Raw genomic sequence first — 23,618 nt, 5'->3', positions numbered from 1 at the left:
GTTTTGCACGAAGTTTCACTAAGAATAAACCTCTGTGAAACTCCGTGTTTTTTACTCTGTGCTACTCCGTGGTAAATATAAAATCCTTAATCCGCTCCTGAGGATGGGTGAGTATAAAGGTAGAGACAGGGCATTGCCCTGTCTCTACGCAGAAAATGGGTTTGATATTTTTAAACTACTTCCTAATCACCGCGCTCAACTCTTTCTCATACGCGGCTATCAGGCGTTGCATGGTTTTGTCGATTACTTCGTCGGTTAAGGTTTTGTCTTTGTCTAGTAGTATGAAACTTACCGAGTATGATTTTTTGCCTTCACCCAGTTTTTCGCCCTCGTAAATATCAAATACATTTACGGCTTTCAACAGTTTACGCTCTGTTTTATTGGCAATGGCCGACACCTGATCAAAACTGGTGGCAGCGTCTATCACCAGCGACAAGTCGCGGCGTACCTCGGGGAACTTCGGTATCTCTACATAATTCACTTTCTCTGAATACTGTTTCAACAGGTACTCCCAGTCGAAATCGGCATAGAACACCGCCTGTTTCACATCGGCCAAACGGGCAATGGATGGTTTCACCAGCCCGAGGCTTACCACTGGTTTTTTATTGATAAGGTAGGTTAAACCATACTGAAACACCGGAGAATTGGCATCCTGCGTATCAAATTTAGTAACCTTCATGGCTTTCAGTACTTTCTGAACAGCCAGTGCCATATCATGGAATGTAACAGGATTACTGCCAGCCAACCACGTCTCAGCCTGCTGATTACCCGACAACCACAAGCCCAGATGCTTGCTTTCTTTATATTTTTTGTCTTGTCCTTCTTCCTGTTTCGTGAAGTAAGCGCGGCCAAACTCAAACAATTTCAGGTCTTTCTGGCGGCGGTTGATGTTATACGCCACCGACTCCATACCTGTCAGCAACAAGCTCTGGCGCATTACCGACAGCTCTTCGCTCAATGGGTTCAATAACGTAACCTGTCCGCCTTTGGCAAGGCTTTGAATGGCCTCGTTATAAGCCGGTTTGGTGATAGAAAGCGTCTGAATCTCATTAAAACCATTGGCTGCCAGTAGCTCAATCAAGCGCATCTGCAGTTTATCAGCATCTTTATCCGGGAAACCCGACAGGAAATCAGCCTGCAAATGCTCCGAAAGCTCAATGTTATCAAAACCATAAATACGCAGTATCTCTTCAATTACGTCGGCTTCGCGGGTTACATCTACGCGGTAGGGCGGCACGCTGACGGTCATTTCAAAGGCATCGTCGGTCAGCACTTTTATATCAAGGCTTTCTAATATGGTTTTTATCAGGTCGTCGTCCAGGTTTTTGCCTATCAAACGGTTAATGTGCTTGTGTTTTACCTGTATTTCAAGGTTTTCAATCGGGTTGGGGTAATTGTCTATCACACCATCCAGAATGGTTCCACCGACCAGCTCCTGTACCAGCAGGGCAGCGAAGCGAATGGCAAAAGGCGGCATGTTCGGGTCGGTGCCACGTTCATATCTGAACGACGCATCGGTTTTCAGCCCATGGAAAGTGGCAGTACGACGCACCCAAACCGGGCTGAAATAGGCAACTTCCAGAAAAATATTAGTAGTGCCTGCCTTGATACCCGATTTTTGTCCGCCAAATACCCCGGCAATAGCCATTGGTTCTTCGGCATTGCACACCATCAGGTCGTGGCCAGAAAGGGTTCTTTCGGTGCCATCAAGCGTTACGAATTTAGTACCTTTTTCCGGCACGCGCACTATTATTTGTTTGCCTTTCACTTCGTTGGCATCAAAGGCGTGCATGGGTTGCCCCAGCGTATGGCACACATAATTGGTGATGTCGACAATGTTATTGATAGGATTCAGACCGATAGCCAGCAGGCGTTTTTTCAACCAGTCGGGCGACTCCTGAACGGTTACTCCCTGAATCTCCAGCCCGCAGAAACGTGGACAAGCCTCGGTGTTTTCTACGGTAACGGTAAAGTCTGTTTTCTGAGCCGACACCGCAAATTTGTCGACCGATGGCAAAGTTACTTCACGGCCCAGCACGGCTTTCAAGTCACGCGCCACACCAAAATGAGAGGCTGCGTCGGCGCGGTTGGGGGTAAGGCCAATTTCAATCTGATAATCAGGCTCCATCTTGAAATACTGTGCCGCCGGTGTGCCATTGGGCAGGTCGGTATCCAGCACCAGAATGCCGTCATGCGAGGTGCCAATGCCCATTTCGTCTTCGGCACATATCATGCCTTCTGACGGATGCCCATACACCTTGCGTTTTTCTATCGTAAAAGACTTGCCGTCGGCAAAGTAAATGGTTGTACCCAGGGTAGCCACCACCACTTTTTGTCCGGCGCGCACGTTGGCGGCTCCACACACAATGGTTGACGCCTCGCCCGCGCCTATATCTACTGTAGTTAAACTCAGTTGTTTTTCTTTAACGGTAAAGGGTTCGCAGGTGAGCACCTCGCCAATTACAAAGCCTTTCAGGCCACCTTTTACCGATTCTATCTCCTCAATTCCTTCTACTTCCAGCCCTGTTCCTGTTAGTAATTTACCTATTTCTTCAGGCGATTCCTGAATATCAATCAGACTCTTTAACCAGTTATACGAAATTTTCATGCAACAATAATTGGAATGTAACAGCCGGGCTGTACGCTCTGCCCGGATTTTCCGCAAAGATAAAGATTTCGGTCGGGATGTTTATGGGTTTAGTTTTATTTGTTGATTTTAGTTCTTATTGACATTGCGCCGAATATAGTTCAAAGACATTTCTTATTATAGGGTTGTTATTTTTTGGGCTGAAAAAAGTAACGCAAGACTAGCCGTCCGCAAAGCAGCACATCATTTAACTCGCAGACTGGCCGTCTGCCAATCAAAAATCGGATAGTAATTTGCTTTTTTTAAATTCATCTTACGATTTTTAATCGTAGACTGGCCGTCTGCCTCAACAGGAAATGATGTTTTAAGGTTGTTCAACCTTTAGTTGTTGATTTTATTCTTTTGTGTTTTTGAGTTAGCTGCTTCGAGAAACGCTGCGAATAACTCCGTCTCCTCCGCGGTAAAACAAAAATTAACTACTTAGTGTAACCTGGTGGCATAAAGCCAGCCACTATCAGTCGCGCCGTTCCTGGCAAAGCTCTATCAGCACGCCGTTACTGCTTTTGGGGTGTAAAAAACACACCAGTTTGTTATCGGCGCCGGGTTTGGGTTCATTGCTCAGCAGCACAAAGCCTTCGCTTTCCAGCCTTTGCATTTCGGCGTGTATGTCGTCAACCTCAAAGGCTATGTGATGTATTCCCTCGCCTTTTTTTTCTATGAATTTTGCAATGGGGCTATCGGGGTTGCTGGCTTCCAGCAGCTCTATTTTGGTTGCATTCACCTTAAAAAAAGAAGTCAGCACGCCTTCGCTTTCCACAGCTTCGGCTTTATAAGGCGCCACATTAAGCAGTTTGGTAAACAAACTGTTCGACACCGCCATGTTTTTCACGGCGATGCCGATATGTTCTACATTGGTAAGCATAATACAGGTTTTATTTCCGGCAAATTAAGGATTATTTCGGTAAACCGAAACATAGCCGGGCGTCATCCTGTTTGCCGTTAAAACCCGTGGTTGCAGGTTATGGTTAATTAGTGGCAGGTGCTAGTCTAATATTAAGCGTATCACCTCTGCTTTTGCGCCTTTTTTAACTACCCGCATATACCAGATGCCGCGTTCCAGTTTGCTTACGTCAATGGTATATCTGTTATCCTGTTGTTTATGAATATCCCGCATAATTGCATCTTTGGTAAGCGCCATTTCTTTCCTGCCAGACTTTTCGTTGATTAGCTCAATGGCATCGGGCAAAGCCTCATCAACGCCGTTAAACTCTAATGTCAACTGTCCTTTGGCCGGATTCGGATACGCCAGTCTGAAAGAAGGTCTTACATAAAAAACTAAGTCTTCATTGTAGCTGCCGCAGGTATTGGTGGCCGTTACCTTTACAAATCGGTTGCCATTGGTAGAGGTAGAAGAAACATACATATTGGTGCTGGCCGAGCTGGGGTTATAAATGGTTAAAGAGATGGTTCCGCTGCCGGTGTAGTCGTTATAATTGAATGATGTGCCGGGGCTGTTAGATGATGCCAGCAGGCTATATGTATTGCCACCGAAAACCTCTACCGTACCTGCAACCACGCCATTCACTTTTTTGGTCAGGTCCGGATTCCCCGCAAAGGTAGTTTTGGTAATTTGCACATTTCCGCAAGACGTGCTAATGGTGGCAGTAATTGTTACGACTCCGTTACCAACCCGGGTAGCATAGCCGGTAGAAGAATTAATGGTAAGGATAGACGTATTGCCAGACGACCACGTAACCGAGCCGGGAGCCGTGCCGGTAAGCGAAAAGCTGCCATTGGTGCAAACCAGATCAGGGCCGGTAATGGGGCCGCCAACGGCTGCTATCACTGCCGCCTGCGCATTGAGCCTGCCGTTTCCGAAGGTATTATCAAAACCTGATGAGCCCATGTCGGTAGCGGTTTGCTGAATAATGGTTCGTACCTGGGCTTGTGTAAGACCCGGATTAACCGAAAGTATCAGCGCTGCTACACCAGATGCCTGTGGCGCAGCGGCCGACGTACCACCAAAATTATTGGTGTAGTCGCCTGATGAATATCCGGCTGAACCCATGCGGTCGGTAGTTCTTACATCGCCATTTAAATTGACATCGCCCGACGGAGCTACGATGTCCAGTGCGCTGCCACGCTGGCTGTAACCCCAGATGCTGCCGTTTTTATCAACAGCGCCTACGGCCAGTACGTTGCTGAGGCTGGCAGGGTAGGCCACATCAGTATAAGTAGGATAACCGTTACCCGCTGCAAACACCACTACCGCCCCTAAAGACCCTCTGCCCAGGGTAGTGGCATTGTTAATGGCATTGGTAATGTTTGTAGAGGGGCTTCCGCCACCCCATGAATTGCTCAGTATAGCGGCGTTGCCTTCATCCCAGGCCCAGTCAATGGCATCAGCAATATCACCATCACTGTAGGCAGTGTTACCATTAAATATTTTAGCCGGTACAATAATGGCATTGCTGGCAATACCCCTGATACCAATGGTATTGTTTGAGGCCGCAATGATACCCGCACAAGCCACCCCATGATTATCGTCTGCTACCAGTGGGGCGCCCGGATTGGTGGTATTGCCGGGGTCAAAACCGGCAGCCACTCTGCCGTCCATGTCATCGTGGTTGTTTACGCCCTGGTCTACCACGGCTACTCTTACGCCACAGCCAGCTGTTAAAGCCCAGGCCTCTGGTGCGTTGATGTCTATGCCTGCCGTGCCGCCAAATTGCCCGGTGTTATGCAGGTAATACTGGTCAGGATACAAGGTATTGGTTAACTTACGTTCGGCAATAAAATTCGGCTGGCACCATTCTGTCAGGCCGCTTTCATAGATTTGGTTAGCCACCTCCAGCACATCTTTATCAGCCAGAACCTCCAGCACGGCCGTATTATATTTTTTTACTTTTTTGATGCGGATGTTATTGCTGAATCTCTTTTCAATTTCAGACAATGCCACTTTTGGCTTAATCAGTATTTCATTCAGTGCAAACAGCTCACTTCCTTCGTAGGCGTAAGCGTAGCTGATATATACTTTCGGGTACTTTTCTTTCAATGCTCTGTTGAAATTGGTTTTGTTTACCGGCAACGACCTGGAAGGTACTTTTACAATATGCTTATAAGGGCTTTGCAGGCTGTAACTGATTTTTGATTCGGCCAGAAACTTACCCACCTGCCCGGCTTCCTCAGCACTACTGCCAATCAGTAAAACAGCGGAAGAGTCTTTCTGGATAGCGATTTTCTGGTCGAAATAATAATAGAAGGCGCTGTTCTTTTGCCCCATAGAAGCAAATGAAATAAAAAGCAAGGCAAGAAAAAGTGTTTTCATGATTATTGTAGTTTTTTTGGTTGTAAATTCATTGATAAGGATGGTCACAGCGGCCCCGGTATAAATACCCGGGCAAAGAAGATTGGCAGAATCTGACAGGTTTTAAAACAGAGCTTCGTTCCTGTATGGCTCCATTCTTCCGGCAGATGAATGATGTAAACGCAGTTTTCATGGCCCTCCTAAGTGGCCGAGCAGTAATTGGGTAAAAAGTGCCGGTCTTTGGCCGGCAATAGAAGCTGCATAGCAGCCTTGTGCGGTCTTTGTTAGTTCAGGCAGCATAAAGTGTGTCACAGTTTTTTTAAATTCAATCTTTTGTTTTGGAGCATTTTCAATTCCAATTTCTCAAGAAATAGTAATTGTAATTTCCAATGAATAAATATAACTAAATTGTTTTCAAATGGTTTGAAATGTTGTCCTTTAATCAAGAAAAATTTAGTTAACGGTAAACAGGTAGTCATTCTGCTACCTGATGGCGCGCATTCGCCCGGCGTTTGTGGTTGTGTCTGGCGTTCTTCGCTTTCAGCGTTTAAATAATCTTTGCTTTTTTCTATTATTTTAAAATATCTTTGTGGCTAAGATAATTAGATGGTAAGATAAAATGAACGAGACCGAAACGCTCAGAAACCTTAGAAAGCTAAGCCAGATGTATGCCTACACGTCTATTCAGATGCACGAGGCCATAGGCAGAAAAGCGGGGCTGTCTGGTACCGACCATAAGTACCTGGGGTTTATTATAGAAAAAGGCCAGATGACAGCCGGCGAACTGGCCGCTTTAACGGGCCTTACAACCGGGGCCGTTACGGGCATGATTGACCGCTTTGAAAGGCAGAACCTGGTGCATAGACAATTGGCGGCCGACGACCGCCGAAAAATAATTGTTGTGCCTAATACTGCTTTAATAATGGCCATTCTGGAGCCCTTGTATAAAAGTTTCAGAGATAAATCACTCGATTTACTGGCTTCGTTTTCTGCCGAAGAGGTAAAGGTAATTGAAACGTATTTTTCAAAAGCCATTGCACTGATGAACGAAACAACCCGGCAACTTAACCACCCACAATAGCCCATGACCGATAAAAAATATACGTATCTGCTGGGTTTGCAACACATTAACCGCACGCATGTGGCTTTGGTGGGGGGCAAGGCGGCTAATCTGGGCGAACTGACAGGCATGGCCGGTATCAGGGTGCCTGATGGTTTCTGTATTACTACCCAAGCCTTTAAGGATACCCTGGGCGGCCATGAGCAGTTGAACCGATTGCTGGACAAACTGGCTGATTTACCACCGGACGACCACGCCGGTATCAGCCTTGTCAGTTCAAAAATCCGTGATTGTATCAGCAATGCAACTTTGCCGCAGGGTTTGGCCGAAGAAATTGAACACTATCTGCGGCAATCGGGCGGGCAAAAGGCTTACGCCGTCAGGTCTAGCGCAACGGCTGAAGACTTACCCACTGCCTCATTTGCCGGGCAGCAGGATACCTACCTGAACATCATCGGCATAGATTCCATCCTGCACCACATCCGCCGTTGCTGGGCTTCGCTCTTTACCGTGCGGGCGGTTATTTATCGCATTCAGAACGGGTTCCACCACCGCCGGGTGGAATTGTCGGTGCTGGTGCAACAGATGGTTTTTCCGCAGGCCTCGGGTATTCTGTTTACGGCCGACCCTGTTAATGGTAACCGGAAAGTGGTATGTATAGATGCCGGGTTTGGGCTGGGGGAGGCGCTGGTTGGCGGACGGGTAAATGCCGACCACTATAAAGTACAGGAAGATAAGATTACAGGCAAACAGATATACACCCAAAAGCTGTCTGTAGAGCCACTGAAAGCCGGTGGAACCACAACCCGTGAAATGACGCTTGCGCAACAAAAGGCACAGGTGCTCAGCGATGCTGAGATGCTAAGTCTGGCACAACTGGGCAGAAAGATAGAAGCCTGTTTCGGCCAACCACAGGATGTTGAGTGGTGCCTGGCCGATGGCGAATTTTATATCGTCCAGAGTCGGCCCATTACAACTTTATTCCCCGTGCCACAGGCTGACGACGACCAGAACCACCTGTATATTTCGGTGGGGCATCAGCAGATGATGACCGACGCCCTAAAGCCCCTCGGGTTGTCTTTTTACCTGCTTAACACCCTTGCGCGTATGCGCACCGCCGGTGGAAGGCTGTTTGTAGATGTAACAGCCATGCTGGCATCGCCCGGTGGGCGCGAAACACTGCTGAATATGATGGGCAAGTCTGACCCGCTCATGAAAGATGCCCTGCTGACGGTCATAGAGCGGGGCGATTTTATTCCGGCTGGCACTACCAATTCAGAGAGCCAGCCTATGCCTGTTTCGGCAGTTAAGCCAGACCTAAGCATTAACAAGGCCGTGGTGGCAGAGCTGATACTGAAAAATGAGGCAGCCGTTGCGGCGTTAAAGCAAAACATTGTCGCGAAATCCGGGGCAGAGTTGTTTGATTTCATCAGAGAAGATGTCATTCAGATGCGGCAAATGTTGTTTCAACCTGAAAGCATGGCGGCGATTCTGGCCGGAATGGATGCGCTGGCCTGGCTGAACGAAAAAATGTTGGAGTGGCTGGGTGAAAAGAACGCAGGCGATACGCTGGCGCAGTCGGTACCCAATAATGTTACCTCTGAAATGGGCCTGGCGCTGATGGACTTGGCAGATTTGATGCGACCGTACCCCGAAGTAATAGCTTTTTTGCAGCAAACAAAGGCGGATGATTTTTTGAACCACTTATTGCCATTGAAGGGTGGTGCAGAAGCCAGAACGGCCATTGAGGCTTTTCTGAACAAATATGGTATGCGTTGTGCCGGAGAAATAGATATAACCAGAAACCGCTGGATTGAGCAACCTGCCACGCTGATACCCCTGATACTGGGGAACATCAGAAACTTTGAGCCGGGGGCAGGCAAGCGCAAGTTTGAACAAGGCTTGCAGGAGGCCCGAAATAAGGAACAGAAACTACTGAAGAGACTGAAAAATCTGCCTGATGGTGAACAAAAAGCAGCAGAAGCCAAGCAGTATATTGATAAAATAAGGGATTTTAGCGGTTACCGCGAATACCCCAAGTACAGCATCGTGAGCCGTTACTGGATTTATAAACAGGCTTTACTGAATGAAGCAGCCCAACTGACAGCGGCGGGGTTGATTCAGGAAAAAGAAGATATCTTCTACCTCATGTTTGAAGAATTGCAAGACGTTGTGCGTACCAATCAACTGGATTATGCCATTATCAGCGAGCGGAAAGCGGAATTTAAACATTATGAAAAACTGACACCACCGAGGGTGATAACGTCAGACGGAGAAATCATTACAGGCAGATACCAGCATGAAAACCTACCTGCCGGAGCCTTTGCGGGGCTGGCCGTTTCAGCAGGTATAATGGAAGGCCGCGCACGTGTGATACTCAACATGGCCGATGCCAATCTTGAACCCGGAGATATACTGATAACAACCTTTACCGACCCAAGCTGGACACCCCTGTTTGTGTGCATCAGCGGGCTGGTTACCGAAGTAGGCGGCATGATGACCCACGGCTCAGTAATAGCCCGCGAATATGGCCTGCCCGCAGTAGTAGGCGTACAAAACGCCACCACCCTGATAAAAGACGGCCAGATGATAAGAGTAAACGGGGTAGATGGGTATGTAGAGGTATTGTGAAATGATGACCGGAACCTCATTTTTTTTAGCGCCCTTGCCTGCTGTATTTTGGTAATTTGCCAATCAGAAAATACAGCTATTACTGATAGAAAAGCTGCTTTTCAGAAGAAAAGTATTTATAACGCCTCGTACTTTTTAGCATTAAAACCTGCTAAACTAGACATAATTTTAACTCGTAGTGCATTTAAGATGACTACACAAATAGACCTCCAATTAGCACTAATCAAAGATGGTTGAATTTAATCAGTTAACCTTTCATTCAAAAGGAATCCCGTAGGGATGGTATATCAGTAGACGTAGATTTGGCTTATAGCTGCGTATCCCGTCAGGGATAATATATTGATTGTTGAGTAGTTAATATATCATCCCTACGGGATACCCAATCTTTCAAAAAACGCAGAATCAATCTAAAAGCAATCCTAAACAAGTGCAGATTCATTTCTGCATTAAAAGACTTGAAGATGTTGAACTGAATGGTTCAATCAAACCCTTTAGAATATTTATTGGCAGCTTATATGCTACGATTCAAAATGCACTACGGGTTAATTTTAGTTAAATATAACTAATAAAGAACAATTTTATTGGTCTGATAGTTAAAAATAATGAGTATTTATATTCATTATTTCTCCGATTCAGGAAGTTTGTGTAAATTGCATCAATTCTGCATCTTTCTTCGCACAACTTCGTTAATATTACCAGGCATGAATTAATTAATGGCAGTAGGCCAGTAACCAATTCAGATTTCTGATTAATTTAAAAACTGCCCTAAAACAGGTACAACGGTAAAAAAAATACTTTGTATCTATTACTATATAAATACTTTGACTTTTACAAAACTACTATTACCAATGAACTCATTTGCAAACGCAATAATCGCCCATATAAACAGCTAAGCAGCCATTGCTTCTTTTAAAGCAATAGCTGCTTATAAGGCAGATGGTTTTTCTCAATTGATTTTTCCGGGTCAGGATACCCCCCATTGTTTCCGGGCAGGTATTCCCGATTCAGTTGACCGTAAACCATCATCAGGTATTTTATAAAACCTGTTTCATAAATTGCCCATCATCTCATTTACCAGCAGAAAAAAACCACTGCGCTCTAAACATTCAATGGTTAGAGAATATTTAAGGAAACCATTAACTATTTCTCTAAAAACAGGGTTTTTAGAATACTATGCACCTGTCAATTATTCTCTTAAAAAGAGATACTTGAAAAACTATTATCACCTGCCTGATTTGAAGCATGGCTGATAACCTAAACAATCTTCGTTCGCGTATGAAATCGAATCTTGATGAAAATAGTTCTTCCTCTTTGTTAGCAGCAAAACTTGATTACCATGACCTGCTGGCCAACTATAGCGAAGACAGCTTTTTGATTGTTGATACTAACTTAACCATAGCCGATGTGGGTGTTCATTTTAAAGCGCTCTATCAGAGATACTTCGGAAGGACAGTAAATAAGGGGGATAACATACTGGACTATGCACCGGCAGGCAGAAAAGAAATTGCACGAAACGCTTATGAACACGCACTGAAGGGTGAAACGCTTATAACGGATGTGGATATACCGATAAATGAGAATGCCCGGCTGACCTACAGAAATAAATACAAACCTATTTATAACAAGCAAAAGACAATTGTTGGGGTTTTTGTCTCGGCCATTGATATGTCTCTTCTAAAAAAGGCCGAGTCAGACATTCAAAGCCATGAGAATAAATGTAAGACAATTATTGAAAACTCGTTGGATGCCTTCTTTCTGAGTAATTTGAACGGCGATATCCTCGACGTCAATGATTCGGCAGTAGAAATGTTTGGCTACAGCAAAGAAGAGTTTAAGCAATTAAACCGAATCGCATTTATTGACCATACAGATAAAGAATTTCTAAGTTTTTTAGAGGAAAGAAATAAACTGGGCAGGAATTATGGTGAAGCCACCGCTATCAGAAAAAATGGCGAGCGGTTTCCGGTTGAGCTTTCGTCAGTTACTTATCAAACAAGCAATGGCGAAATACAGGTGGGCACTTTTATCAGTGATATTAGTAACAGAAAGAAAGCAGAAAAACTATTGGAGCTAAGCGAAAGGCGTTTCAGGGCTTTGGTAGAAAACTCATCTGATATTGTAATTGTGAATGATAAAAGTGGAAATGTGAGTTATGTAAGCCCTGCATTTGAAAAAGTTACCGGTATTTGCTTTGCAGAACTTCAGAATAACCCCGGTTTGTTTGTTTCAAGGTTGCATCCCGACGATGCTGAAAAAGCAAGAAAGACTTTTCGGGAGTCGTTAGAAAAACCCGGTATCCCTATCTCATGTAGTTTGCATTTTCAGCATAAAGATGGCCACGATGTTTACCTGGATGGTCTGGTAACTAATATGCTAAACGATGAAAACGTCAGGGCAGTTGTTTCCAATTATCAGGACGCCACCGAGCGAATACTGGCCGAAGCAGAGGTGGTGAAAAATGAAAACCGGTTCAGGTCGCTGATTGAAAATGCAAGTGATATTATAATTCTGACCGATGAAAAAGGGATAATAGAGTATGCGAGCCCTTCTTTTGAGAAAATTACAGGATTTACCTTTGAAGACAGCATAAACAACCCCAATTTGTTTCTGGATTGCCTGCATCCTGATTTTTTAGAAATGGCGGAAACTACATGGTCAGAAATTATTCAGAATCCGGGCGTTCCTATTCACCGTTTGCTGCCGTTAAAAAATAAGGAAGGGCAATATTTATGGTTTGAAGGCCTCATTACCAACCTGTTGCATGATGCAAACGTGGGGGCCATTGTTTGCAATTACAGAGACATTACGGCTAGTAAAACAGCGGAAGAGCAGAAAATAAAAAGTGAGAATCGTTTCAGGGCGCTGATTGAAAAAGGAGAGGATATTATTATACTGACCAACGCAGAGGGGATTATCTCTTATGTGAGCCCGGCATTTGAGAAACTGACTGGCTATATCAACACCGAAGTAATTGGTAAACGGAATCTGTTATTTATGCATGAAGAACAGGCCATTGAAACAGAATCTGTTTTTGAGCAATTGTTGAAACACCCTGAACTTTCGGTGCCAAGGCTGAACCGGCTTAAATGCAAAAATGGTACCTATAAATGGGTGGAAGGCCACATAACCAACCTTTTGAATGATGCAAGCGTAGAGGCCATTGTTTCAAACTATACAGATGTTACCGAGCGTAAAGAGGCTTTAGAGATCATTAAAATTTCAGAATCTAACCTGAAAGCGATTTTTGATAATACCTCTGAGGCATTTGTTTTGCTAGACACCCAAGGAAAAATAAAGACCTTCAATACGAACGCTTACTCGTTTGGACTTCTCAATGCCAATTCTGAAATGATGGAAGGAAGGCATCTTTTAGAAATACTTGCCGATGATAGAAAAGCCATTGTTCAGTCTTTCCTCGACAGAGCTTTGCAAAGCGAAACCATTCGGTATGACCGCCCCTATACAAAAGACAACAGACTTTTATGGATTAATTATACAATTAGCCCGGTTATTGAAAACGGGCAGATAACCGGTATATGCGTTACCGGCAGAGATATTACAGAAAGAAAACAAGCCGAGGAAGAATTAGCTAAAAGAGAGTTGAAGTTCAGGTCTATTATTGCCAACAGCCATGACCTCCTGTTTCTTCTTGATGCAAACCAAAATATTGAGTTTCTTAGCCCTGCTATACAAAAGGTATTTGGTTACATGAACGATGCAACAAAAATACCTGCTATTCTTGATCGGATACACCCGGAGGATCTGGATAACGTAATGACGTGCTTTAACAGGTCTTTGCAGAATCCGGAAGTGCCATTTTTGTGTGCCTTAAGGTTGCTCAACCTGGAGGATAACTTCCTTTGGCTGGAAGGAACCCTGACCAATATGTTACACAAACCTGAAATTAATGCGATTGTGGGCAGTTTCAGAGATATAACAGAGCGCAAATTGTTCGAAGAACAGCAAGACCTCCTGGTATCTATAATCAATAGCTCGGAAGATGCCATTTTAAGCCTTGATACAAAGAAAAACATCATAAGCTGGAATAAAGGAGCCGCCAGAATGTTTGGTTATGAAGATAAAGAAGTAATCGGTAATAGCATTTACCTCATTGTGCCGCCTGAACGTTTGGCTGAAGAAGAGGAGATTTTCGACAAAATTTATAAAGGCGAGCCTGTTAATTATTACGAAACCCAAAGAATCAACAAATCAGGCCAATTGCTCGATATTTCAATAACGGCGTCGCCCATAAAAGATAACAACGGCAATATTGTGGGCATATCAAGAATTGCCCGCGATGTTTCTGAAAAAATGAAGGCCCAGGCGAAAATCAGAGATAATGAGAGACGTTTCAGAAGCCTTTTACAAAACAGCAACGATGGGTTATGCCTGATGGACCCTTACGGAATAATGCAAGAGATTAGCCAGTCCGGGATTAAGATTCTTGGATATGAGGAAAGCGATCTGATTGGCCAAATAAGATTTGACCTGGTTCACCCGGATGACCTGGATACTGTTTCAAAGGCATTTGTTGATGTGGCTAAGGATCCTAAAATAACCCGGTATTTTGAGTATCGGAATCTTTGCAAAGACGGAAGCTATATTTGGCTGGAAGCCAGTTGCCAGAATTTGCTGAACGATGCTGCCGTAAATGCCATAGTGGTTAATTTCAGAGACATAACCGAGCGTAAAAATCTGGATATTGAACGTGAAAATCTGATATACACGCTGAACAAAAGAAACAATGACCTGAGAAACTTCTCTTTCATTACCTCACATAACCTGAGAGCGCCCTTATCTAATCTGTTGGGGTTCATACAACTCCTTGAAGAAATGCAGATTGAAGACCCGGTGCTGAAAGTTATTTTTGATGGTTTCAGGGCATCCACCCTTCAACTCAGCAACACACTGGATGACCTGATAAAGATTCTGATAATCAGAGAGAACAACACCATAGAATATAAAGAGGTGTTTTTTGAACAAATACTGCTGCAAATTAAAAATCAACTGAATTTTCTGATTCAGGAAGCTGAAGCCGACATTGAAACCCATTTTGAATTGGCACCAAGCGTAGTTTTTACAGAAACTTACATGGAGAGTATTCTCATGAATCTCATGACCAATGCCCTCAAGTACAGAGCGACCGACCGCGGCCTGAAAATCAAAATTGAAACCCAAAAGACAGATAAAGAGATTGTTCTTGTTTTTTCTGACAATGGTATCGGATTTGATGTAGAACTTCATAAAGAAAAGCTTTTTGGATTATATCAGCGTTTTCATGACCGCCCGAACAGCATAGGCTTAGGATTGTTTTTGGTTAAGTCACAAATGGAAAGCCTTGGCGGCACCATAGAAGTAGAAAGTACGGTAAATGTAGGCACCACATTTAAACTCAGGTTTAATCGCTCAGCCACATAAAGCGCAACAATCCTTTTGGTTACCTCCCCGCCCGGCTGATTATGCAATCAGTCAGAGCGGCTGTTCTCTGAAAATACTGAACTTTGGCACTATGCCAGAAACACACCGACAATGCTGAATAGCAGTTGCCTAAACGGGATTAGACATTCCCCTTTCCGCCTGATTATTCAATCAATTGATGTGTTTTAGAAATATTAATCTTAACCGTTCTGATAACGCTGTACACAACTACTAAATGTTGTATATTTAGATGAACAAGGGCTGGTTACCGAAGTAAGCGGCATGATGACCCACGGCTCCGTCATATCTCGCGAATATGGCCTGCCCGCAGTAGTAGGCGTACAAAACGCCACCACCCTGATAAAATAAGGCCAACAAATAAGAGTAAATGGGGTAGATGGGTCATTTTAGCCAATATCAATTACATTGTCCACTCCAAACCATATTTTGGCTTTCGCTATTACGTCTGCATCAGGATTGTGAAAGAAAACTGCTAAATTCTCCTTAGCCCTTGTGCAGCAGACATAAAATATTTTTTGTGTTCTGTCTAATACCGTTGCTGGACCTGTTTCTAAAAAAAGATTTCCAAAATTATATTTGTTCCAACCTCCATTGTCAAGAACAACCAAAACATTATCAAATTCTGCACCTTTTGTTTTATGTTGTGTCGAAAAAGGTGTTTGCCCTTCTAAATATTCATATAGTTTTTGAAACTCACTAAACTTTACTTCTTTTACACGATTATACAAATACTCTTTTTTCTCCTTAAAATCAAGGAGCTTATCGTCAATTATACAAATCCCTCGTTCGTTAGCTTCGATAATTATATCTTCAATAGTTTTATCCCCGACGTTTATAAGGCTTTCGATGTTTTCTTTAAGCTCTCTTTTCTTCGCAATACTTATTACCATAAAACGGTTATCCGTTGCTCTTAAAAATTCATTATATCGCTTGTTTTGGTAAAAAGATATATTCGTTTGTATTTTAAACAAGTGCTTTATAAGATTATCTCGTTTTGAACCTTTCTTGCTTTCATCATTCTCATCTTGTTTTTTGTCATCTATAAGAGCATCTTTGCTCAAGTACAACTTTCTTACTTCAGAGAATGGTCTATCTTTCAATTGGTTGTACAATTCCGCTTTTACAGGGTCAGCTAATAAAATATCCTTTTTTAGTTGCCTTTTACTGTTTCTTAATTGAAACCTATCAACGACTGCATCAAATGTATCGTCCTCGTTGATTTCAATTTCGGGTCTATTTTTCTTCTTATTGTATTTTATCTTTTCAAGAATTTCAGATTTCAATCCAAGTACAGGGTCATCATCATAAATATCCATAAGTGTTCTAAACCCTGCTTTGCCTGCTATCAAATTATGAGTAAGGTTCAGTTCCTTTGTTTCTTTTGAATTATTGAAATTCCAGCTATAATTTTCTTCCAAGAATTTTTCAACCTTGTTAATATCGCCATCATTAGAATGTAGAAACAGTACAGTACCTTGCTTTACTACGCCTTCAACCATATTGGGTGCATTAGGGTCGGTAGAAGGTTCTTGCGTAATACCGTCAGTCCGGAGTTTATTTGCCAAATTAATTACCAGTTGAGGGTTTCTTCTATTCTGTTTTTTGGGAATTTCATTTACAGTATCTACACCATCTCCTTTATATTCATCTAAATTTCCAATTCCATCTTCGTAAATTGATTGCATTGCATCGCCAAAGAATCCAATAATACTTTTTCTTTTACTTTTCTTGAAGTGAATAAGAAATATATCTACAACAGGCTTACCTGTATCTTGATATTCATCAATAAATATGAAATTGTATTTGTCCTTTACAGTATCGCTAAGTTTTGGATATTTCTCAAAAAGATAGTTTGCAACTAGAAGCAACTCATCGTGAGAAATTATCCCTTTACGCAAAAATACAGACTCTTTATATTGTATCCCATCTGATAGAATATCAAAATAATTTTCTGGAATAGGTTTTTCTTCATCAAGTAAAATTTTACCAACATCTTCATTGTTGGCTAATGAAATGATAGCCAGTTTAAGCTCTTTTTGAAAATGTTTTATATTTTCCCATAAGAAATCGTGAATTGTAGAAACACTCAAGTTCTTATGATTTACTCTTCCTTCGATTTCCTTTACTGCTGCATTGGTGTATGTCATGCAAGCTACTTTTGCTGTTGGGTTTTCAGCTATTATCTGACGAATAACACTTACCAACGAATAGGTTTTACCACTTCCAGCCCCACCGCTTAATAGAAAGTTTCTTCCATCATCAATTGATTGGAAAATTTGCTGTACTTCGGGTTCTAGGCTTAATCTTCCTTCAACCATAATAAGCCATTTTTAATATATGCAGGAATATTCCAATTACTAAAATCCTTATCGCTGTGATATAAAATATCCAATGCAAAATGAGTTTTCTTTTTTATACAAGAACCCGCTAAAATATAAGCATTACTTACACCATCATCAAACAATTTTGTGTTTTGTAACCCTTGAAATTCATCTTTCTTGCTGTTTACGAATACACGGTTTATGTGAATAAAAGCATCCTCAAAACTCCGTGCGTGATAGGTGTCTTCTTCCTGCTGATAACATATACAAAGCGTAGAACTTCCGATTAGAATTGTTCTGTTTCCAACAGGCAGTGTTTTTAAATCATCCCAAGTAACTTCTTTCAGAAAATGGTTGATTGCAGAATTGCTTGTTTTTGTACCTTCATTAACAGGGCAAGCCCCCCAAACATCTTGTCCTTTCTCATCTTGTTTCACAACTTTGATAGCATCAATATCCGTTAAAATCAGAGATTTTATCCCCAAAAATTCGATAAACTTTTCGAAGATTTGCGAATAAGCCCCAACTTCAATGATAGATATATTTTGAGATAATAGTGGCAAAAAAGTATCTTTTTTGCCTTCTGCTTTTAAACGAGTTGCTTCCTCCAAATCAACTTTCCGCATAAAAGTAGGTATCAATATTCTTTCTGTATCTCCCTCGATTAGAACCGCTTTATCAGCAAAGAAAATTTCAGCCCTACTTATAGTCAAATATTGTTTTAGAAACTGATATTGATTTGAGCCAGCATCATATTGCTTTCTCAAATCTGAAAGATTTTTCGCAGTTACATTGTTCTTAGCTTCTGCTTTCAAATATTTAATATCATCAAAATCACTATCTGCAACAATGTGAGATGAATGTGTTGTAATTATGTATTGAAGCGGTCTATTTATTCCATCATCTCTTTTGATACCCTTAGCAAGTAATTTCTTTATGTTTTTAATAAAGACATACTGCATTTGTGGGTGGGTATGTGCTTCAGGTTCTTCAATGACTAACAAATTGATATCTGCGGGCTTTTTGTCTTTATCTCTTTTAAAATCCTGTACTAGAATTTCAATTTCAAAAATCATACTTATAAGGTTCATATAGCCTAAGCCATTATAGTGTTCTGGCAGCTTATGGTCGTCGTGAGTATAGACAACGGTTGTATTTCCTTCTAGTAGTTCCCTATGCTGTAGAGTTGAAATTATAGCTATATCTGTATCATTCGGTTTTATACCTCCAAAATTGTGTACTTTATTTATTACCTCGCTGAACAGGCCTTTATAAATACTGCTTAATGTAGTGTCAGTCTCTGAAAGTTGGTCTTTAAAATCTTCGGTGGCTTGAGTTTTTTCACTATTATCTTCTTTCTTTTTATAAAGATAGGATGTTTGTTTAGATAGCGTGTTTTCTTTTTCTTTATTGGTTACATCACGCCTAGCACTAATGTATTTGAAACTAATTATATCTTTAATGCTAATTCCTTCTTTATTCATATCTATAAAGTTAGCATCATTGACTCTATTAGTAGTTATATCGTACTCAAAAGATTTCTTGTGCGTATGAAAATAATTGTCTAAATTTTGCTTTAAAAATTCTTTTAACTCTTTAGGCTTATAATTTTTATTCTTTTCAAATTTACTATTTTCATTCGTTACAAAAGCAGAATAGTCAGTTCTGAGGCTAAGGAAATCGGCAAAACTAATTGTATATTCAAATCCTAAGACAATTTTATTATTGTTAGGGTCTAAATCCATCAATACTCTACTGACATTTGATAAATCGTCAGTCTCATTATATTCAATGTAAACTTTTAGTTTAATACCTATCGGTAAAAACTCATGAGGTGTATTAATTGATTTTACAAGACCCTCTAATTCATTCTTAAAATCTATATTCAAGTCATCAAAAGAAAATTTGCTTTTCTCATTCAAGAATTTATCGATAATCGCAAGAATAGAGGTTTTTCCTGTATTATTTTTACCAATAACTAAGGAAAGGCTTTCTTCCAAGTCCATTGAAAAATTCTTTAATAAACGAAAATTCGCAACTTCAATTTTTGTTATTTTCATAAATACAATTTACCAAATATAATTAGTTTTTATCTCTTTTTATTTCAACATTATTTTTCCTTTCCTAATCAAAAGATATATAAAACAGTGTTTTTTATTGTATTAATAATTTTAGGAATTTTTATATCGCTCATGAATTATCGCAGTTAAATGTTTAGTAAATCTCTATTCTAGAAAAAAAACACTTTAATTGCATTAATTCTTGCAGCAATATCAGCAATAAGTAAATAAATAACATCAAAGGCAATATTTTCTTTGCCAACAGTTTGCCATGTTATCTGATTATTCGTTGCCAATAACCTTCACAGCTAACCCCTGCCGCACCAAAAAAATCTGAATCATTCAGCCATTGGCAGTTGCTGCCGGTAGGGTAAAGGCTTAGATAGAATTACCTGCGTAGTTCTGCTTTCAGCAAATAACTGATTTCCTTCGACGATGGCCTTGGGGCATCAGCATTGACTATCTCTCCTTTTTTGTTGATAATCATATAGCGTGGTATGGAGTTTATCCGGTGGTCGGTTATAAAGGCCGATGTTTTAGAGTTGGTTATCAGGTAGCTTTTCTCGGTTATCTCGTACTTGTCAAGGGCTTTTTCCCAGGGTTGTTCTTCATCATTTAGTGCCAAATACACAAATTCTACGTCTTTCAGCTCACTTTTCAATTTTTTTGAATACGGCATTTCGCCAATGCAGGGGCCGCACCAGCTGGCCCAGAAGTCAACGTACACTACCTTCCCTCTCCATTGTTTCAGCAGGTCTTTCCAGGTTGTTCGGCTGTTTTGGGTATCTGTCAGGTAAAGGTCATTGCTTACGGGGGTGCCGTAGTCAATCTCTTTCATCCAGTATTCCAGCGTCTGGTTCGAGCCAAAAACGTGCTTATAATCATCAATGTAGGCTATCAGCGTTTTGCGGTCATACTTATTCAGAATCATCTGAATAATGGTACTCAGCTTAAATGTTGCCTCTATTTCTTCCGGAAAACCCGTAAATGCGCTTTTATATTGCTCTACCAACGGTTTATCCATCGCGTTTCTGATTATATAATGGTATTGGTAAGCATTAAAGATGGGTGTCAGGTGGCGGTTATTAAAGTTTTGCCGGTTAAGGTACTTGTCAGACACCAAAGTCTGTTCCAGTCCGGCATCTTTAAATTCAGCATTAAAATCCATTAAATGGCCATATTGGTCGGCCAGTACCACATCAGCCAGCAGCCTGGCTCTTGGGCTGCCTATGCGTAGCAGTGAGTCGCGTTTTCGTCCGAAATAAGCTTCATTAGCACTGGTAAAAGCCTTCAGAGCTGCGGCAGGTTGGGTGGCTTTCAGCTTCAGGCTTTTTTCCATTTGCCGTTTCTGTGCCTGTATGGCGCTGGTATCGCAGTAGGCTTCTTCCTCCACGCTTTTTATAGCCTGTCTTTTACCATTTACCAACCGGTACACGTTTTTCTGTTGTGTTTCAATCTCTGCCACAATGGTATCTCCGGGCGAAACGATAAATTCCAGGCTCCATACAAACTGATAGTCAAGACTAACCGTCTGCAGGGCAGCATTGAGCTGTAAGGTCAGGGTATCACCGGGATTCATCTGATAAGAAGACTCCAGTGTTTCCGTTTCTTTCAGTGTGATGGCAGGGTGTACTAAAAGCTGGTCAGTTTCAGCCGACCTGAAAACGATAGTAACAGTGTCTGCAGATTTATCTGCCTGCGTGTCTTGCTTTTTTTTATCGGGCGAGCAGGCCAGAAATACAATTAAAGGCAGAAAACAGAGTTTTTTCATGGGCAATCATTTGCAGGCAAGCACAACCCAGCAGTGAGGTCTGCAACTTGCATTGGTGGAAAAAAGTATTCCGGCAGGGCTTTCAAAGCTATTACTGCCGCATACCAATTGCCTGCAATAGTAGTCAATAAAACTGGCTGGCGCAAGGTATTGTTATTTAGCGGTATAAATCTGGCAGATTCATCACCCCAATAGCCCAAAAAAAGAAGTGCCTCTTGTGTGGTGCAAAAGTGCAAACGCAAGAGACACTTCAGCCAATGAGTTGGCCTTATAGTTAAAAGATAGCTATCGGGCTTAAGCTCTGGCATTTTGCCCGATTACCCCCAGATGCGTATTTTTAAAGTTGTCGTTATATTTCAGGCCATAACCGAATATTCTGTCCATTGACGAATGCCCGAACAATATCACACCCGCCAGCCCCGCAAGCGGAATATTGAAGCCGAAGCCTATACCAATAACCAGCACCGCCAACAATTTATGATGGAAAAAATTATATAAAAACGCCCCTGTTCTTGTGTTATGCAGGTAGCCAACCATAGATAAATCAGGCAGCAATATACAAGCCGGAAAAACCCACCAGGCATAAGGAAGCTGATTAAACAGGAATACAGATAGGAGTAATTGGCCTAATTCTTCGAGTGTCAGTAAATTTTTCATTGCTTTATTATTGAATTTTTAATGTCTGCTGCAAAGGTCAGAATAAAATCCCCGGTTGGTCTTGATAAAAATCAAGATTTTGCAATGCCAGGTGGCGCGAAGATCTTGTTTGCCGGTTTATTTCCAGAAGGTATAATAAAACAGATACCAAACTGCAGGGGTTCAGAATTGTGTGGCTTGCCTTGAATTTTCATCTTCTTGAGCGGAATGATTCAAGACCGGGATATGTTGTGTAAATTCAATCATCATTAATTGTATTATCGCATAATTTTACGCCAATCTTTGCTTTTTGCCAAATGGCAAAACAAATCAGATATGAACTATTCACCTTTGCCTAACAATTCATTTAAAAATTTAAAAGATGGCAAAGACAGTTTTAATTACAGGAGCCTCATCAGGAATCGGGAAAGCAACCGCAATTTATCTGGCTCAAAATGGTTATAAGGTTTATGGTGGCGCAAGAAGAATTGAAAAAATGCAGGATCTTAAGGCATTTGGCATAGTACCTGTTGCATTAGACGTTACCCGCGAAGATAGTATGGTTGCCTGCATTGAGCATATCATAAAAGAAACAGGCAGCATAGATATTTTAATCAACAATGCAGGCTCCGGCTATTATGGCGCTTTGGAAGACATGCCAATGGCCGATGCCAAATACCAGATGGAAGTCAATGTTTTTGCGGTGGCTCGCCTGATACAATTGGTGCTGCCGACTATGCGGAAAAATAGCTACGGCAAAATAGTGAATATTTCTTCGGTGGGAGGGAAGGTAACTTTACCTTTGGGCGGATGGTATCATGCCAGTAAATTTGCCATTGAGGGTTTGAGTGATGCCCTAAGAAAAGAGGTGAAAGGCTTTGGAATTGATGTGATTGTGATTGAACCCGGCGGCACGAAATCAGAAATGACAGGGCTGGGCTCAGACTATATGATGCGCGTTTCGGGCAATACGGCTTACAGCTCTCTGGCAAAAGGCGTAAACAATATGTATGCCACCATACAAAAAGACGCTGCCGACCCGATTGTAATTGCTAAACTGATTAGAAAAGGAATTGAAGCGCGTAATCCTGAAACAAGATATGTAGGTGCTTCAGGAGCAAAAATGATGTTGTTTTTCAGAAGAATGCTGTCAGATAAATTATTCGACCGATTGATTATGAGTCAGATGAAATAACGGTTTTATGGAAGCATTTATTAACTATATATTGCAGTTCGGAAATCTGAACAGCCAGCAGATTGATTTAATCAAAAGCAAAGCTGTTGTCCGCGAAATCAAGAAAGACGAGTATTATCATGAAGCCGGAAAGGTACCTCGCGAGGTTATTTTTCTGACAGAGGGTATCATGCGTGTTTGTTATTACAACAATAAAGGCGATGAGATTACGAAGTATTTCATTGAGGAAAATAACTTTCTGGCCGATGTAAACAGCTATAATCAGGAAATTCCGTCGACAGAGTATATACAGGCCATCACACCTTGCACCTACCTTGTGTTGTCCAAAACTGCCATGAAAGATTTATCCATGACCATTATAGAGTGGGATACCATTGTTTCCAAAATAACCGCTAAAGGCCTGGCCGAAAAGGTAAATAAAATCAGTATGATGATGGCAGAAGATGCCACAGAACGTTATCTCTCTTTTCTTGAAAAATTCCCTAATGTGGCAAACCGGATTCCGCTGTCTTATTTAGCGTCTTATTTAGGTATTACGCAATCTTCGTTGAGTAGGATAAGAAAGAATATTCGGTGAGTAGGGGTTCAAAATTTTGAACCCTTACCGTTTG

13 protein-coding genes are annotated in these 23,618 nt (G+C 41.7%); 6 read left to right on the top strand and 7 right to left on the bottom strand.

Translation table 11 applies throughout. The features are described from left to right. Positions 1–175: 175 nt before the first annotated feature. The 3 genes from pheT to C0V77_RS10130 form a co-directional block, all read right to left on the bottom strand. Positions 176–2,608: a phenylalanine--tRNA ligase subunit beta gene (pheT, locus tag C0V77_RS10140; protein ID WP_101726228.1), complete on the bottom strand. Its 2,433-nt coding sequence runs from the start codon at positions 2,606–2,608 to the stop codon at positions 176–178. A gap of 493 nt (positions 2,609–3,101) precedes the next feature. Further along, positions 3,102–3,509, bottom strand: coding sequence for a methylmalonyl-CoA epimerase (gene mce / locus C0V77_RS10135; RefSeq protein WP_101726227.1), 408 nt, complete (start codon positions 3,507–3,509; stop codon positions 3,102–3,104). Positions 3,510–3,629: 120 nt separating this feature from the next. Further along, entirely contained in the window at positions 3,630–5,915 is a 2,286-nt protein-coding gene (locus C0V77_RS10130) for a S8 family serine peptidase (protein ID WP_143706054.1), read from the bottom strand. A 598-nt stretch (positions 5,916–6,513) separates the two neighbouring features. Here C0V77_RS10130 and C0V77_RS10125 point away from each other — a divergent pair. The 4 genes from C0V77_RS10125 to C0V77_RS23580 all read left to right on the top strand — a co-directional run bounded on the left by C0V77_RS10125 (position 6,514) and on the right by C0V77_RS23580 (position 15,372). Continuing rightward, complete coding sequence (locus C0V77_RS10125; protein WP_101726225.1) at positions 6,514–6,975, top strand: MarR family winged helix-turn-helix transcriptional regulator; 462 nt, start codon at positions 6,514–6,516, stop codon at positions 6,973–6,975. A 3-nt stretch (positions 6,976–6,978) separates the two neighbouring features. After that, the gene (ppsA, locus tag C0V77_RS10120; protein WP_101726224.1) at positions 6,979–9,585 is read left to right on the top strand and encodes a phosphoenolpyruvate synthase; all 2,607 of its coding nucleotides are present in this window, start codon (positions 6,979–6,981) and stop codon (positions 9,583–9,585) included. Between the two features lie 1,242 nt (positions 9,586–10,827). After that, positions 10,828–15,003: a PAS domain-containing sensor histidine kinase gene (locus tag C0V77_RS10110; protein ID WP_101726222.1), complete on the top strand. Its 4,176-nt coding sequence runs from the start codon at positions 10,828–10,830 to the stop codon at positions 15,001–15,003. 261 nt (positions 15,004–15,264) lie between these two features. Next, positions 15,265–15,372, top strand: coding sequence for a PEP-utilizing enzyme (locus C0V77_RS23580; RefSeq protein ID WP_409012788.1), 108 nt, complete (start codon positions 15,265–15,267; stop codon positions 15,370–15,372). 38 nt (positions 15,373–15,410) lie between these two features. On the opposite strand, the gene C0V77_RS10100 is transcribed toward C0V77_RS23580, so the two are convergent. From C0V77_RS10100 to C0V77_RS10080, 4 genes are all read right to left on the bottom strand, one after another. Next, positions 15,411–17,342 carry a UvrD-helicase domain-containing protein gene (locus C0V77_RS10100; protein ID WP_101726221.1) on the bottom strand — a complete coding sequence of 644 codons (1,932 nt, stop codon included), beginning with the start codon at positions 17,340–17,342 and terminating at the stop codon, positions 15,411–15,413. Continuing rightward, positions 17,324–19,405, bottom strand: a complete 2,082-nt coding sequence (locus tag C0V77_RS10095; RefSeq protein ID WP_101726297.1) for an ATP-dependent endonuclease — start codon at positions 19,403–19,405, stop codon at positions 17,324–17,326. The genes C0V77_RS10100 and C0V77_RS10095 overlap by 19 nt, the downstream gene beginning before the upstream one ends. A gap of 388 nt (positions 19,406–19,793) precedes the next feature. Next, positions 19,794–21,176, bottom strand: a complete 1,383-nt coding sequence (locus tag C0V77_RS10090; protein WP_101726220.1) for a TlpA disulfide reductase family protein — start codon at positions 21,174–21,176, stop codon at positions 19,794–19,796. 294 nt (positions 21,177–21,470) lie between these two features. Further along, positions 21,471–21,833, bottom strand: a complete 363-nt coding sequence (locus tag C0V77_RS10080; RefSeq protein ID WP_101726218.1) for a DUF4260 domain-containing protein — start codon at positions 21,831–21,833, stop codon at positions 21,471–21,473. Between the two features lie 361 nt (positions 21,834–22,194). Between C0V77_RS10080 and C0V77_RS10075 the strand changes: the two genes are divergently transcribed. Together C0V77_RS10075 and C0V77_RS10070 are read left to right on the top strand one after the other, a co-directional pair. Next, on the top strand, positions 22,195–23,007 hold the full coding sequence (locus tag C0V77_RS10075; protein WP_101726217.1) for an oxidoreductase: 813 nt from the start codon (positions 22,195–22,197) through the stop codon (positions 23,005–23,007). 7 nt (positions 23,008–23,014) lie between these two features. Then, positions 23,015–23,584, top strand: a complete 570-nt coding sequence (locus C0V77_RS10070; protein WP_101726216.1) for a Crp/Fnr family transcriptional regulator — start codon at positions 23,015–23,017, stop codon at positions 23,582–23,584. Positions 23,585–23,618 lie beyond the last annotated feature (34 nt).

This window comes from Emticicia sp. TH156 (assembly GCF_002855535.1).
Classification (GTDB): Bacteria; Bacteroidota; Bacteroidia; order Cytophagales; family Spirosomataceae; genus Emticicia; species Emticicia fluvialis.
The sequence above is the reverse complement of the archived record's forward strand: the minus strand, read 5'-3'. Positions and strand labels throughout refer to the sequence as shown.

What these genes read in the sequence shown, in the direction of transcription:
- C0V77_RS10125 (WP_101726225.1), top strand. Translation starts at nt 6,514, where the DNA reads ATGAACGAGACCGAAACGCTCAGAAACCTTAGAAAGCTAAGCCAGATG.
- C0V77_RS10130 (WP_143706054.1), bottom strand. Translation starts at nt 5,915, where the DNA reads ATGAAAACACTTTTTCTTGCCTTGCTTTTTATTTCATTTGCTTCTATG.
- C0V77_RS10080 (WP_101726218.1), bottom strand. Translation starts at nt 21,833, where the DNA reads ATGAAAAATTTACTGACACTCGAAGAATTAGGCCAATTACTCCTATCT.
- mce (WP_101726227.1), bottom strand. Translation starts at nt 3,509, where the DNA reads ATGCTTACCAATGTAGAACATATCGGCATCGCCGTGAAAAACATGGCG.
- C0V77_RS10070 (WP_101726216.1), top strand. Translation starts at nt 23,015, where the DNA reads ATGGAAGCATTTATTAACTATATATTGCAGTTCGGAAATCTGAACAGC.
- pheT (WP_101726228.1), bottom strand. Translation starts at nt 2,608, where the DNA reads ATGAAAATTTCGTATAACTGGTTAAAGAGTCTGATTGATATTCAGGAA.
- C0V77_RS10090 (WP_101726220.1), bottom strand. Translation starts at nt 21,176, where the DNA reads ATGAAAAAACTCTGTTTTCTGCCTTTAATTGTATTTCTGGCCTGCTCG.
- C0V77_RS10100 (WP_101726221.1), bottom strand. Translation starts at nt 17,342, where the DNA reads ATGGTTGAAGGAAGATTAAGCCTAGAACCCGAAGTACAGCAAATTTTC.
- C0V77_RS10110 (WP_101726222.1), top strand. Translation starts at nt 10,828, where the DNA reads ATGGCTGATAACCTAAACAATCTTCGTTCGCGTATGAAATCGAATCTT.
- C0V77_RS10095 (WP_101726297.1), bottom strand. Translation starts at nt 19,405, where the DNA reads ATGAAAATAACAAAAATTGAAGTTGCGAATTTTCGTTTATTAAAGAAT.
- C0V77_RS10075 (WP_101726217.1), top strand. Translation starts at nt 22,195, where the DNA reads ATGGCAAAGACAGTTTTAATTACAGGAGCCTCATCAGGAATCGGGAAA.
- ppsA (WP_101726224.1), top strand. Translation starts at nt 6,979, where the DNA reads ATGACCGATAAAAAATATACGTATCTGCTGGGTTTGCAACACATTAAC.